The sequence below is a fragment of the Bacillus sp. LR--39 genome (assembly GCF_053613335.1).
In genome coordinates this window covers 1-866 of record NZ_JBSIOT010000556.1, presented here as the reverse complement: position 1 = coordinate 866, position 866 = coordinate 1, and the positions used below count along the sequence as shown (strand labels likewise).

At 47.7% G+C, this 866-nt stretch carries 1 protein-coding gene and 1 pseudogene; both read left to right on the top strand.

The features are described from left to right. On the top strand, positions 1 to 638 hold a 638-nt coding region (locus tag ACWHAR_RS24860), incomplete at its 5' end, for an amidase family protein (protein WP_452088154.1). Positions 639 to 651: 13 nt separating this feature from the next. Continuing rightward, positions 652 to 866: pseudogene (locus tag ACWHAR_RS24855) on the top strand (Asp-tRNA(Asn)/Glu-tRNA(Gln) amidotransferase subunit GatB); the annotation flags it as partial.

The window sequence follows — 866 nt, the reverse complement described above, 5'->3', positions numbered from 1 at the left end:
AAGAAGCGAGAGAATCTGTCTTGGCAGCGCTGAAAGTCCTTGAAGGTCTCGGCGCTACATGGGAAGAAGTGTCTCTTCCGCACAGTAAATACGCGCTTGCGACATATTACCTGCTGTCATCTTCTGAAGCGTCAGCGAACCTTGCACGCTTTGACGGCATCCGCTACGGCTACCGCACAGACAATGCGGATAACCTGATCGACCTTTACAAGCAAACGCGCGCTGAAGGTTTTGGAAATGAAGTCAAACGCCGCATCATGCTTGGAACGTTTGCTTTAAGCTCAGGCTACTACGATGCGTACTACAAAAAAGCGCAAAAAGTGCGTACGTTGATTAAGAAGGATTTCGAAGACGTATTTGAAAAATATGATGTTATTGTTGGACCGACTACACCGACACCTGCGTTTAAAATCGGTGAAAACACGAAGGATCCGCTCACAATGTACGCAAACGATATCTTAACGATTCCGGTCAACCTTGCCGGCGTACCGGGAATCAGCGTGCCATGCGGTTTAGCAGACGGTCTTCCGCTCGGCCTGCAAATCATCGGAAAACACTTTGATGAAAGCACTGTATACCGCGTTGCTCATGCATTTGAACAAGCGACAGACCATCATAAAGCAAAACCTGAACTGTAAGGGGTGAAAAGAATTGAACTTTGAAACGGTAATCGGACTTGAAGTCCACGTTGAGTTAAAAACAAAATCAAAAATTTTCTCAAGCTCTCCAACGCCATTCGGCGCGGAGGCGAATACGCAGACAAGCGTTATTGACCTCGGATATCCGGGCGTCCTGCCTGTTCTGAACAAAGAAGCCGTTGAATTCGCAATGAAAGCCGCTATGGCGCTCAACTGTGAGATCGCAAC